We start from the raw sequence: 12,177 nt of genomic DNA on the forward strand, positions 1-12,177 counted from the left end.
ACCCTGCTCGCGCGCGCGGTTGCGGGCGAGGCAGGCGTGTCTTTCTTCTCGATTTCGGGCTCGGAGTTCGTCGAGATGTTCGTCGGCGTCGGCGCCGCGCGCGTGCGCGACCTGTTCGAGCAGGCGCGCAACTCCGCCCCGGCGATCATCTTCGTCGACGAGCTCGACGCTTTGGGCCGCGCCCGCGGCATGGCGGGCCAGGTGGCCGGCCACGACGAGCGCGAGCAGACGCTCAACCAGCTCCTGGCCGAGCTCGACGGCTTCGACCCCTCGATCGGCATCGTGCTGCTCGCCGCCACCAACCGGCCCGAGGTGCTGGACCCCGCGCTCTTGCGCGCCGGCCGCTTCGACCGGCAGGTGCTGGTGGACAAGCCCGACCGCCGCGGCCGGGCGCAGATCCTCCAGGTGCACATGAAGAAGGCCAAGGTGGCCGCCAGCGTCGACCCCGACGAGGTCGCCTCGATGACCACCGGCTTCACCGGCGCCGACCTGGCCAACCTGGTCAACGAGGCGGCGCTCATGGCCACACGCCGCAAGGCCAAGGAGGTCGAGACGAAGGACTTCACCGCCGCCATCGAGCGCATCGTGGCCGGGCTCGAGAAGAAGAACCGCCTGATCAACCCGCACGAGCGCGAGATCGTCGCCTATCACGAGATGGGCCACGCGCTGGTCGGCATGCGCCTCAAGGGCACCGACGAGGTGCACAAGGTCTCGATCATCCCGCGCGGCGTCGGTGCGCTCGGCTACACCATCCAGCGCCCCACCGAGGACCGCTACCTGATGACCCGCGAGGAGCTGGAGAACAAGATCGCCGTGCTCCTGGGCGGCCGCGCGGCCGAGAAGCTCATCTTCGAGCACACCTCGACCGGCGCCTCCGACGACCTCTCGCGCTGCACCGACATCGCGCGGGCGATGGTCGCGCGCTACGGCATGGACGAGGAGCTCGGCCACGCCACCTTCGACCGCGAGCGCGCCGCCTTCCTGCGCGGCGCCGAGGACTACCCGTCGCACCGCGAGTACAGCGAGGCCACCGCCGAGCGCATCGACACCGGCGTCAAGGCCATCCTCGACACCGCCTTCGCCCGCGCCTTCGGCGTCCTCAAGGAGAACCGCGCGCTCCTGGAGAAATGCGCCAGGGAGCTTTTGAAGCGCGAGACGCTCGAGGCCGAGGAGCTGCGCCAGCTCACCGGCGAGGTCCGCGGCGCGGACGGGGAGGCGGCAAAGACGGGCCAGGAGACGGGCCAGGAGACGGGCCAGGAGACGAGCCCCGCGGCCGAATAGCCTCTCCCGGCCCGCCGCGCGGCGTACCCCCCGACCGGCACCGCCGGCACGACGCCGCGCTACGCCGCCCGACGACGCCCCGCCCCGCGCAAATTCCTCCGCCCGGGTGGTCCGGCGGCGCCCTGTCCCCGTAGAGGAATGCAGGCGCTCGACGGCGCCGACCGCCGCGCCCGCAGCCGGGCCCGGCGGGGCCCGTAACCGGGCGGCCCCGCGTGGCCGCCGGACAGCGAAAGGAACTTCAAATGCGACTGAGGACCACCATGACCGCCCTGGCCGCCGCCGCCGCGCTCGGCACGGCCCTGCCCGCCGGCGCCACCGTGATGGTCGGCGGCGCGGCGATGTATCCCACCAAGACCATCGTCGAGAACGCGGTGCACTCGAACGACCACACCACGCTGGTCGCGGCGGTGAAGGCCGCGGGCCTTGTCGGCACGCTGAACTCCAAGGGCCCCTTCACGGTCTTTGCGCCCGACAACGAGGCCTTCGCGGCCCTGCCCGACGGCACCGTGAGCTCGCTCTTGGAGCCGCAGAACAAGGGCACCCTGACGAAGGTGCTGACCTACCACGTGGTGCCCGGCAAGCTGACTTCGGCCAACCTGCGCAACCTGATCCAGGCGAATGGCGGCGAGGCCAAGCTCACAACCGTCGAGGGCGGCGAGCTGATCGCGAAGATGAACGGTCCCTCGAACATCGTCATCACCGACGCCCAGGGCCGCACGGCGCATATCGTCACCTACGACGTCATGCAGTCGAACGGCGTGATCCAGTCGATCGACAAGGTCCTGATGCCGAAGTGACCGCTGCGGCTCCGGCCTTCGGGCCGGAGCCTTCTCCCCCCGGCCGCCGCCCCTAACGCTCCGGGCTGCGCTCCTCGATCCGGGGCGGCACGTGCGCGGTCACGGGCGGCGGCTCGCCCTCCAGCCGCGCGACCTCGACCAGCACCGTGTGCGCCGAGGGCCCCTGCCCCAGCCGCGACGAGCCGCGGTCGCGCGTCAGCACGTTGGGGTTGCCGTGCTTGCATAGGCTGCCCTCCACGCCCGGCTCGGCCGGGTCGTACCAGGCGCCGGTGGAAAGCTGCACCACGCCGGGCCGGATCGCCTCGCTCAGCACCACGCCGGCGAGGCAGGCGCCGCGATCGTTGAACACCCGCACCACATCGCCCGCCCCGATGCCGCGCGCCCGGGCGTCGGCGGGGTGCATGGTCATCGGCTCGCGGCCCCCCACCTTGCTCGCCCGGCTCACCGCGCCGGGGTCGAGCTGGCTGTGCAGCCGGGTCTTGGGCTGGTTCGAGATCAGGTGCAGCGGATAGGTCGACGCCGCCGCCGCGCCCAGCCACTCATAGGGCTCGATCCAGGCCGGGTGGCCGGGGAAGTCGTCATAGCCGAACGAGGCGACCCGCTCGGAGAAGATCTCGATGCGCCCGCTCGGCGTCGCCAGCGGATGCCCGCCCGGGTCGCGGCGGAACTCCTGCATCATCACCTGCTCGCGCTCGGGCGGCGGCAGCTCGGCGGTGCCGCGCTCGCGCAGCTCCTCCAGCGTGGGCAGCTCGAAGCCCGCCTCGGCGGCGCGCTGGCGCGCCTGGTCCCACAGGTGGCGGATCCAGTCCTCGGGGCTGCGCCCCTCGGTGAAGCGCTCGGCCACGCCCAGCCGCCGCGCCAGGCCCGAGAAGATGGCATAGTCGTCGCGCGCCTGGGCGAACGGCTCCACCGCCTGGCGCATGGCGACGATGGTCGGCTCCCAGTGCGTCATGGCGATGTCCTCGCGCTCCAGCACCGTGGTGGCGGGGAACACGATGTCGGCGTGGCGCGCCATCGGCGTCCACCAGATCTCGTTGACGATCACCGCCTCGGGGCGCCGCAGCGCGCGCACCAGCTTGCCCAGCTCCTGCTGGTGATGGAACGGGTTGCCGCCGGCCCAGTAGACCAGCCGGATGTCGGGATAGCTCAGCCGCCGGCCGTTGAAGTCGTAGTCCTCGCCCGGATGCAACAGCGCGTCCGAGATGCGCGCCACCGGGATCGCCGTCTTCACCTCGTTGATCCCCTGCGGCAGGGCGGGGAACTTGAATGGCCTGACCGAGTTGCCGATGCCGTTCTCCGAGGCATAGCCGATGCCGAAGCCGCCGCCGGGCAGGCCGATCTGGCCCAGCATCGCGGCCAGCACGATCGCCATCCAGCAGGGCTGCTCGCCGTGGTCGGCGCGCTGGATCGCCCAGGCCACCGTGATCATGGTCCGGCTCGCCGCCATGCGCCGGGCGAGCCGCCGGATCGCCCCGGCCTCGAGCCCCGAGATCGCCGCCGCCCAGTCCGCGTCCTTGGGCTGGCCGTCGCTCTCGCCCATGAGATACGGCGCGAAGCGCTCGAAGCCGACCGTGCAGCGGGCCAGGAAGTCGCAGTCGTGCAGCCCCTCCGCGACCAGCGTGTGCGCCAGCCCCAGCATGATCGCCGTGTCGGTGTTGGGCCTGGGCGCCAGCCACTCGGCGCCGACCTCGTCGATCGCGTCGCTCGCCTGCGGGCCGATCAGCACGAAGTCGCAGCCGTTGGCCCTGGCCGCCTTCAGCGACTCGCGCAGCACGTGCCGCCCGACGCCGCCCGAGGTCACCTGCGCGTTCTTCGCCGGCAGGCCGCCGAACATCACCATCAGCTTGGTGTGCTCGGCGATCACCGGCCACGAGGTCGCGCCGTCCAGCACCACCTCGCCGAACTTGCCGACCACGTGCGGGCTGAGGTTGTTCACCGCCGCGTAGGAATAGTTGTCGGTGTGCGCGACATAGCCGCCGATGCAGTTGAGGAAGCGGTGGATCTGGCTCTGCGCGTGGTGGAAGCGCCCCGCGCTGGCCCAGCCGTAGGAACCGCCGAAGATCGCCGCGTTGCCGTGCTCGGCGGTGACGCGGCGAAGCTCGCCCGCCGCGATGTCCAGCGCCTCGTCCCAGGGCACCGCGACGAACGGCTCGCGCCCGCGCCCCGACCGGTCGGCCGCGGGCCCCGCCTTCAGGAACCCCTTGCGCACCGTGGGCCGGCCCACCCGCGTCGGGTGGTCCACCATGTCGACGATCCCCGGCCCGATCTGCGCCGGGTCGGGGTCGCGCTCCCAGTCGCGCACGGCCTTCAGCCGCCCGCCCTCGACCTCGGCATGATAGGTGCCCCAGTGGGTGGCGAAGGGGGTGACCCTGCGCGCGCTCCGATCGTCCATGGCGTTGCCTCCCGCCGGCCCGTGCCGGCGTCACACTAGCAGGCCGCGGAACCGCCGCAAGGCCGCGCTCAGGCGGGCTTGATGAAGCTGTTCTGGCGCAGGTCGCGCACCGCCTGCTCGATCTCGGCCTGCGTGTTCATCACGATCGGCCCGTACCAGGCCACCGGCTCGCGGATCGGCCGGCCCGAGACCAGCAGGAAGCGCACGCCCTCCTCGCCCGCCTGCACCTCCACGTCGTCGCCGCGGTCGAACACCACCAGCGAGCGGTTGCCGGTGGTGTCGCGCACCATGACCTCCTCGCCGTCGACCTGCCGCTCGTGCAGCGCGCCGAAGGGCTTCGACGCCGCGGCGAAGCGACCCGAGCCGGCGAAGACATAGGCGAAGGCGTGCCGCTCGACCTCGACCTTGAGGCGCTTTTTCACCCCCGGCGGCACCGAGATGTCGAGGTAGCGCGGATCGGCCGCGATCCCGTCCACCGGGCCGCGCCGGCCGCGGAACTCGCCGCACACGATGCGGATCACCGTGCCGTCGTCGTCGATCATCTGCGGGATCTCGGCGCCCGGCACGTCCTGATAACGCGGCGCCGTCATCTTCAGCGACGAGGGCAGGTTGGCCCACAGCTGGAAGCCGTGCATGCGGCCCTGCGCGTCGCCCTGCGGCATCTCCTGGTGCAGGATGCCGCGCCCCGCCGTCATCCACTGCACGTCGCCCGCGCCCAGGCGGCCCGAGTTGCCCAGGCTGTCGCCGTGCTCCACCGTGCCGGCCAGCACGTAGGTTATGGTCTCGATGCCGCGGTGCGGGTGCCAGGGAAAGCCGCGCAGATAGTCCTCGGGCCGCTCGTTGCGGAAATCGTCGAACAACAGGAACGGGTCCAGCTCCGAGGTGTCGCCGAAGCCGAAGGCGCGGTGCAGCTTGACGCCGGCGCCCTCCATGGTCGGCGTCGCCGCGGCAATCCGCTTCACGGGCCTGATCGACATCTCGCGCCTCCTCGCCGGTTTCTGCTCCCAACAGATAGGCGCCCCACCCGCTCCGCACCAGACGCCGCGCATTGCCGCCCGGCGCCGGGTCCGTTCTCGGCCGGCGCACAATCGGGCCACCCCGGCGCGCGCGATTTGACGGGGGTCAAGGCGCGCCGCCCCCGCCTGCGCGAGAATGCACCCATCGCCAGCGGGGCGAGTCGATTCTCGACCACCTGTCATGAGGAGCACGACGATGGCCCGCACTCTGCCAAGCCTGATGCGCAGGAACGGCGACGTGCCGTTCTTCGACCTGCATCGCGAGATCGACCGGGTCTTCAACGAGTTCACCCGGGGCATGCCCAAGCTGGGCGAGCCCTGGGAGGGCGGGCTGAAGCCGGACATGGACGTGAAGGAGACCGACAAGGCGATCGAGGTCTCGATCGAGCTTCCGGGCCTTAGCGAGAAGGAGGTGGACGTCTCGGTCACCGACCGCCTGCTCACCGTGAGCGGCGAGAAGAAGACCGAGGCCGAGCGCAAGGACGAGGACTACCACGTGATGGAGCGCGCATACGGGCGCTTCTCGCGCTCGGTCACGCTCCCCTTCGAGCCGGACCCCAGGAAGGTCGAAGCCAAATTCGCCAAGGGCGTGCTGACGCTCACCGTGCCGAAGTCGCCCGAGGTCACGGCCAGGACCAGGAAGATCGCGATCAAGCCAACCGCCTGACCGGGATCGTCCGCACCGCGCCCGCCACCCGGCGGGCGCGGCCTAGTGCGTGAGCTTCGCGATCAGCCGCTCGATCATGCCCAGGCACTGCTCGAGCTGCTCGACGGCGACGAACTCGTCCGCCTTGTGCGCCTGGGCGATGGAGCCCGGGCCGCACACCACGGTCGAGACCCCCATGCGCTGGTAGAGCCCGGCCTCGGTGCCGAACGAGACCACATCACGGGTGTTGCCCCCCGTGAGCTCGGCCACCAGGTTGCAGGCCTCGGACTCGGCCATCGGCTCGAGCCCCGGCACCTCGCCGATCACCTCGGTCTCGATGCCGGCCTCGGGATAGACGCGCTGCATCGCGGGCAGCAACATGTCGCTGACATAGCTCAGCATCTGGCGGTGCACGAACATGTAGTCGGCATTGGCGACCGGGCGCATCTCCCAGTCCACCTCGGCGTTGTCGGCGATGACGTTGTGCGCCACACCGCCCGCCAGCCGACCCACCTGGATGGTCGACCAGGGCGGCTCGAAGCGCGAGCCGTCGGGCGCGCGTTCCTTCAGCTCCTCGCGCAGCTCCAGAAGCTTGGCCACGTAGCGCACGGCATACTCGACCGCGCTCACGCCCTTGCCGGGCTGCGAGCCGTGGCCGGCCAGTCCCTTGAAGCGCGTGGTGTACTCGCACATGCCCTTGTGGCCCTCGATGATGCGCATGTCCGTGGGCTCGCCGATGATGCACACGGCGGGCCTGCGCCCGGCCGCCTCGACCGCCTTGAGCATCACCTGGGCGCCCAGGCAGCCGACCTCCTCGTCATAGGTCAGCGCCAGGTGGATCGGCCGCTTCAGCTTCGCCTCGGCCATGCGCGGCGCCAGCGCCAGGGCGCAGGCGATGAACCCCTTCATGTCGCACGAGCCGCGGCCGAAGATGCGCCCGTCGAGCTCATTGGCCGCGAAGGGGTCGGTGGACCACTCCTGCCCCTCGACCGGGACCACGTCGGTGTGGCCCGACAGCACGATGCCCCCGTCCGTGTCCGGCCCGATGGTGACGAACAGGTTCGCCTTGGTTCCGGTCACCGGGTCCACGGTCATGTCCGTCTGCACGCCCAGCGCGTCCAGCCGCGCCGCGCACCAGGCGATCAGCTCGAGGTTCGAATCCGCCGAGACCGTCGGAAAGGCGATCAGGTCTCCCAGGATCGCCCGGGTGTCGTCGAGCAGGCTCATCGCTTGACGAACAGCTGGCGCGGATAGTTGGCGAGGCACTCGGCCGGGCCGTCCTCGCGCACCACCAGCGGCTCGGTGATCTCCAGCCCCCAGTCCTCCTGCCAGATCGCCGGCATGAAGTGGAAGGTCATGCCCGCCTCAAGCGGCGTCTCGTCCTCGGGCCGGATCGAGAAGGTGCGCTCGCCCCAGTCCGGCGGATAGCTCAGCCCGATCGGATAGCCGCAGCGTCCCTCGCGCTTGATGCCGCGCTTATGCAGCACCTTGTAGAACGCCTTGGCCACGTCGCCCGCGGTGTTGCCGGGCCGCGCCGCCGCCATGCCCTCGTCGATGCCCTCGAGCACCGCCGCCTCGGCCGCCAGCATGTCCTTGGGCGGCTCGCCCAGGAAGATCGTGCGGCACAGCGGCGCGTGATAGCGCCGGTAGACCCCGGCGATCTCGAAGAAGGTGCCCGCGCCCTCCTCGAAGGGCCGGTCGTTCCAGGTCAGGTGCGCGGCCGAGGCGTCCTTGCCGCTGGGCATCAGCGGTGCGATGGCGGGGTAGTCGCCGCCGAAGTCCACGCCCTCGTGCTCGGCGCCCCACAGGCCGGTGTAGTAGATCTCGGCCGCCACCTCGTTCTTGCGCTTGCCCGGCGTCATGATCTCGAAGATGCGCGCGTGCATGCGCTCGACGATGCGCGCGGCGCGGCGCATGTACAGAAGCTCGGTCGGCGACTTCACCGCCCGCTGCCAGTTGACCAGCGCGGTGGCGTCGACAATGCGGCTGTCGGGCATGGCCGCGGTCAGCACCTGATGCGCCTTGGCCGAGTAGTAGTAGTTCTCCAGCTCCACACCGATGGTGCGCCCGCCCCAGCCGCGCTCGCGGATCAGGGTCGCCAGATGGTCCATCGGGTGGCGCACCGTCGACATCACGTAGTGGTCCGGGTAGCCGATGATGTCGTCGGGGTCCATGTAGCAGGTGCGCAGGCCGCCCGTGGCGTCCATGACGCGGCCCCAGAACACCGGCGCGCCCTCGGGCCCGACCAGCACGCCCTGGTGGACGTAGAAGCTCCAGCCGTCATAGCCGGTCAGCCAGGCCATGTTGGACGGGTCGGAGATGAACATCACCTCGACGCCGGCCGCGTCCATGGCGCGGCGGACACGGTCGAGGCGATCGGCATATTCCTCACGGCTGAACGGGAGATCGACGTCGGGCATAAGCGCAGTCCTCCACCCTCGGGGCCCGCGGCCCCAGGTTTTCATGCCCTTCATTTAGGGCAAAGGCCCCCGTCCGGTTGCCCCGTTTCGACGGTTGCGCATGAAATCGCGACGGACTGGCTCGGTGCGGTCAGGCAACGAGCCGTCCGGCCCGCGCCCGATGCCGGGGCCAGGTCAACGGGGTCAGGTCACCGGGGTCAGGTCACCGGGGTCAGGTCGCCGGGCCCGGCTCACGCCGCCGCGCGCAGCCGGGCCAGCACGGCGCGAAAGCGCGCCTCGACCGACTCGCGGGCGAAATGCCGCCCGCCCGCGACCAGCCGGCGCCCGGCCGACCAGACATCGCTGACCTCCCGCGCATCGCCGGTGAAGACCCAGCCGTCCAGCGCCATGTCGCCGGCGAGCCCGGCGAGCGCCAGCGCCTCGGCGTCCAGCGCCACCAGATCGGCGAGCCGCCCCGCCTCGATGGCGCCCGCGTTGCGCCCCAGCGCCCGCGCGCCGCCGGCCAGCACTGCCTCATAGAGCGTGCGCCCGGTCGAGCGCGGCCCCGCCAGCACCGCCCGCGCCCGGTCGCGCAACCGCTGCGAGTATTCCAGCGTGCGCAGCTCCTCGCTCAGCGAGATGCGGATGTTGGAATCCGAGCCGACGCCGAGCAGGCCCCCGGCCTCGCGATAGGCCACGGCCGCGAAGATGCCGTCGCCCAGGCTTGACTCGGTGATCGGGCACAGCCCCGCAACCGCACCCGCGTGCGCCAGCGCGGCGGTCTCGGCGGCGTCCATCTGCGTGCAGTGGATCAGGCACCAGCGCCGGTCCGCGCCGATCCGGTCGAGCAACAGCGCCACCGGCCGCGCCCCATGCGCCGCCTCGACCTCGGCCACCTCCGCGGTCTGCTCCGCGGCATGGATATGCACAGGATCTCCGGGTCTTAGCCGCGCAACCTCGACCACCGCGTCAGGCGGCACCGCGCGCAGGCTGTGCGGCGCCACGCCGATCCGCGTGTCGTCGGCAAGCGCCTTCGCGGCCCGCGCCGCTCCTTCAAGGATCCGGCTGAAACGCCCGGGATCGCACGAAAATCTCAGTTGCCCGCCGGTCAGCGGCCGCCCGTCGCAGCCGCCCTGCATGTAGAGCACCGGCAGAAGCGTCAGGCCCAGCCCGGTCTCGGCCGCGGCGGAGACGATCCGCGCCGCCAGCTCCGCCGGCTCGTCATAGCTGCCGCCGCCCGAGGGGTTGTGCAGATAGTGGAACTCGCCCACCGCGGCATAGCCGGCCTCGGCCATCTCCACCTGCACCATGGCGGCGATCGCCTCCACGTCCTCGGGCGTCAGCGCCTCGAGGAAGCGGTACATCGTCTCGCGCCAGGTCCAGAAGCTGTCCGAGCCCGCCGGGTTGCGCCCCTCGCTCATCCCCGCCATCGCCCGCTGGAACGCGTGGCTGTGCAGGTTGCCCGGCGCCGGCAGCAGGATGCGGCCCGCCAGCCGCTCGTCGCCCGGCCGGGGCGCGGCGCCGTCCTCGACCGCCGCGATCCGCCCGTCGGGCGCGATCGTGACCCGCACGTCGCGGGCCCAGCCCCCGGGCATGAGCGCGCGCTCGGCAAACAGGCTGGTCATCGGCGCATTTCCCCATTGACGGAACGTCTCCATACATATTTCACGGAAGGCGGACACGGGGCAATGCCACCCGGAAGGAGACCGCATGACCCCTTACGCGCTGGCCGAGCTGACCGCCGCCACCATGGTGCCGGGCGACGCGCCCTACGGCCTGATCGAGGACGCGCTGATCGCCGTGGCCGACGGCTCCATCGCCTGGATCGGCCCGCGCGAGCAGGCGCCGCGCGACGTGCAGGCGCTGCCCGTGCACAAGCAGGACGGCCGCCTCGCCACGCCGGGGCTGATCGACTGCCACACCCACATCGTGCATGGCGGCGACCGCGCCCGCGAGTTCGAGATGCGGCTCGAGGGCGCGTCCTACGAGCAGGTCGCCCGCGCCGGCGGCGGCATCGCCTCGACTGTCAAGGCCACCCGCGCCGCCGACGAGGACGACCTGGTCGACTCCGCCCTGCCCCGCCTCGACGCCCTGATCGCCGAGGGCGTGACCACCATCGAGGTCAAGTCCGGCTACGGGCTCGACATCGCCACCGAGCTGGCCATGCTGCGCGCCGCCCGCCGCCTCGCGGCCAAGCGCGACGTCGAGGTGGTGACCTCGTTCCTCGGCGCCCACGCCGTGCCGCCCGAGCTGGCGGCCGACCCCGACGCCTATATCGACGAGGTCTGCATCCCCGCGCTCGAGCGCGCCGCCGAGGAGGACCTCGCCGACGCCGTCGACGGGTTCTGCGAGGGCATCGCCTTCAGCCCCGAGCAGATCGCCCGCGTGTTCGACCGCGCCACCGACCTCGGCCTGCCGGTGAAGCTCCACGCCGAGCAACTGTCCAATCTCGGCGGCGCCCAGCTCGCCGCCTCCTACGGCGCGCTCTCGGCCGACCACCTGGAATATCTCGACGAGGAGGGCGTGCGCGCCATGGCCGCGGCCGGCACCGCCGCCGTGCTGCTGCCGGGCGCCTTCTACACCCTGCGCGAGACGCACCTGCCCCCGGTCGACGCCTTGCGCGAGCACGGCGTGCCGATGGCGGTGGCGACCGACTGCAACCCGGGCTCCTCGCCGCTGACCTCGCTGCTCCTGGCCATGAACATGGCCTGCACCCTGTTCCGCCTGACGCCTGAGGAGGCGCTCGCCGGCACTACCCGCGTCGCCGCCCGCGCGCTCGGCCTCGACGACCGCGGGGTGCTGGCCGAGGGCGCCCGCGCCGACATCGCGCTGTGGGACGTGCGCCACCCGGCCGAGCTCGCCTATCGCGTCGGCTTCAACCCGCTGCACCACCGCATCTTCGGGGGCACGCGATGACGCTGACGCTCGCCCCCGGCGCCACCCGGCTGGGCGAGCTCGCCCGCATCTGGCGCGAGGCCGTGCCGGCGCGGCTCGACCCCACGGCCCGCCCGGCCGTGGAGGGGGCGGCGCAGCGCATACGGATGGCCGCCGGCGGCAACGAGCCCGTCTACGGCGTCAACACCGGCTTTGGAAAGCTCGCCCAGGTGCGCATCCCGCCCGGCGACACCGCGCGGCTGCAGCGCAACCTGATCCTGTCGCATTCGGCCGGCGTCGGGCCGGCGCTACCCGCCGGGGTCGTGCGCCTGACCATGGCGCTCAAGCTGCTCTCGCTCGGCCGCGGCGCCTCCGGAGCGCGCTGGGCGGTGATCGAGCAGCTCGAGGCCCTGCTCGCCGCCGACCTCTTGCCGGTGATCCCGGCGCAGGGCTCGGTCGGCGCCTCGGGCGACCTCGCGCCCTTGGCCCACATGACCGCGGTCATGCTCGGCGAAGGCGAGGCCGAGTTCCGCGGCCGCCGCATGCCGGCCCACGCCGCGCTCTCGGCCGCCGGCCTCAAGCCGCTCGAGCTGGGCGCCAAGGAGGGGCTGGCGCTGATCAACGGCACCCAGGTCTCCACCGCGCTGACGCTCGCCGGGCTGTTCGAGGCCTGGCGCGCCACCACGACCTCGCTCATCACCGGCGCGCTGTCGACCGACGCCGCGATGGGCTCGCCCACCCCGTTCCGCGCCGAGATCCACGAGCTGCGCGG

10 protein-coding genes are annotated in these 12,177 nt (G+C 72.0%); 5 read left to right on the plus strand and 5 right to left on the minus strand.

Going from position 1 to position 12,177, the window contains the following annotated elements; genetic code table 11:
* A partial coding sequence (ftsH, locus tag AC32QD_RS05490; RefSeq protein ID WP_492009477.1) for an ATP-dependent zinc metalloprotease FtsH occupies positions 1-1,281 on the plus strand: 1,281 nt, incomplete at its 5' end.
* Between the two features lie 242 nt (positions 1,282-1,523).
* Positions 1,524-2,078, plus strand: coding sequence for a fasciclin domain-containing protein (locus AC32QD_RS05495; protein WP_492009478.1), 555 nt, complete (start codon positions 1,524-1,526; stop codon positions 2,076-2,078).
* Positions 2,079-2,130: 52 nt separating this feature from the next.
* Here AC32QD_RS05495 and AC32QD_RS05500 read toward each other — a convergent pair whose 3' ends face one another.
* Both AC32QD_RS05500 and AC32QD_RS05505 read right to left on the minus strand, forming a co-directional pair.
* On the minus strand, positions 2,131-4,470 hold the full coding sequence (locus AC32QD_RS05500) for a molybdopterin-dependent oxidoreductase (protein ID WP_492009479.1): 2,340 nt from the start codon (positions 4,468-4,470) through the stop codon (positions 2,131-2,133).
* Between the two features lie 68 nt (positions 4,471-4,538).
* Positions 4,539-5,447: a pirin family protein gene (locus tag AC32QD_RS05505; RefSeq protein WP_492009480.1), complete on the minus strand. Its 909-nt coding sequence runs from the start codon at positions 5,445-5,447 to the stop codon at positions 4,539-4,541.
* Positions 5,448-5,682: 235 nt separating this feature from the next.
* Between AC32QD_RS05505 and AC32QD_RS05510 the strand changes: the two genes are divergently transcribed.
* Positions 5,683-6,153, plus strand: coding sequence for an Hsp20/alpha crystallin family protein (locus AC32QD_RS05510; protein WP_492009481.1), 471 nt, complete (start codon positions 5,683-5,685; stop codon positions 6,151-6,153).
* A gap of 42 nt (positions 6,154-6,195) precedes the next feature.
* On the opposite strand, the gene argE is transcribed toward AC32QD_RS05510, so the two are convergent.
* The 3 genes from argE to AC32QD_RS05525 all read right to left on the minus strand — a co-directional run bounded on the left by argE (position 6,196) and on the right by AC32QD_RS05525 (position 10,156).
* Positions 6,196-7,359, minus strand: a complete 1,164-nt coding sequence (argE, locus tag AC32QD_RS05515) for an acetylornithine deacetylase (protein WP_492009482.1) — start codon at positions 7,357-7,359, stop codon at positions 6,196-6,198.
* A complete protein-coding gene (gene doeA, locus AC32QD_RS05520; protein WP_492009483.1) occupies positions 7,356-8,552 on the minus strand; it encodes an ectoine hydrolase DoeA in 1,197 nt (398 codons plus the stop codon). The genes argE and doeA overlap by 4 nt, the downstream gene beginning before the upstream one ends.
* Before the next feature lie 230 nt (positions 8,553-8,782).
* The gene (locus AC32QD_RS05525) at positions 8,783-10,156 is read right to left on the minus strand and encodes a formimidoylglutamate deiminase (RefSeq protein ID WP_492009484.1); all 1,374 of its coding nucleotides are present in this window, start codon (positions 10,154-10,156) and stop codon (positions 8,783-8,785) included.
* 85 nt (positions 10,157-10,241) lie between these two features.
* On the opposite strand from AC32QD_RS05525, the gene hutI reads away from it, so the two are divergent.
* A complete protein-coding gene (gene hutI, locus AC32QD_RS05530; protein ID WP_492009485.1) occupies positions 10,242-11,447 on the plus strand; it encodes an imidazolonepropionase in 1,206 nt (401 codons plus the stop codon).
* Positions 11,444-12,177: aromatic amino acid lyase (locus tag AC32QD_RS05535; protein WP_492009486.1), on the plus strand; the 734-nt coding region annotated here is incomplete at its 3' end. The genes hutI and AC32QD_RS05535, both read left to right, overlap by 4 nt.

This window comes from Thermohalobaculum sp., from assembly GCF_058622915.1.

Bases quoted from the DNA above. Each gene is read 5' to 3' on its own strand.
- doeA (WP_492009483.1), bottom strand. From the start codon at position 8,552: ATGCCCGACGTCGATCTCCCGTTCAGCCGTGAGGAATATGCCGATCGC.
- AC32QD_RS05510 (WP_492009481.1), top strand. From the start codon at position 5,683: ATGGCCCGCACTCTGCCAAGCCTGATGCGCAGGAACGGCGACGTGCCG.
- hutI (WP_492009485.1), top strand. From the start codon at position 10,242: ATGACCCCTTACGCGCTGGCCGAGCTGACCGCCGCCACCATGGTGCCG.
- AC32QD_RS05525 (WP_492009484.1), bottom strand. From the start codon at position 10,156: ATGACCAGCCTGTTTGCCGAGCGCGCGCTCATGCCCGGGGGCTGGGCC.
- argE (WP_492009482.1), bottom strand. From the start codon at position 7,359: ATGAGCCTGCTCGACGACACCCGGGCGATCCTGGGAGACCTGATCGCC.
- AC32QD_RS05495 (WP_492009478.1), top strand. From the start codon at position 1,524: ATGCGACTGAGGACCACCATGACCGCCCTGGCCGCCGCCGCCGCGCTC.
- AC32QD_RS05505 (WP_492009480.1), bottom strand. From the start codon at position 5,447: ATGTCGATCAGGCCCGTGAAGCGGATTGCCGCGGCGACGCCGACCATG.
- AC32QD_RS05500 (WP_492009479.1), bottom strand. From the start codon at position 4,470: ATGGACGATCGGAGCGCGCGCAGGGTCACCCCCTTCGCCACCCACTGG.